1 protein-coding gene is annotated in these 239 nt (G+C 71.1%); it reads right to left on the reverse strand.

What is annotated here, in order from left to right:
* On the reverse strand, positions 1-239 hold a 239-nt coding region (locus ACX4ZE_RS23465), incomplete at both ends, for a condensation domain-containing protein (protein ID WP_480275644.1).

Genomic DNA, 239 nt, shown 5'->3' on the forward strand with positions numbered 1-239 from the left:
ACCACCGCCTCCACCTCCCCCACGTCCGCTACATCCGACACCTCCACCGGCATGGCGAATTCACCGGCCCCGAGCACCCGCTGCACCGGCACCCCGTCCACCTCGGCGAACACCGTGCGCAGGCTCTCGTGCCGCCCCACCACATCCACGAGCGCCGCCCGCAACGCCACCACATCCACCGCACCCGACAACCGCACCCCCAACGGCATGTTGTAGGTCGCCGAGGGGCCCTCGAACCG

Source organism: Nocardia sp. TBRC8007 (genome assembly GCF_056629435.1).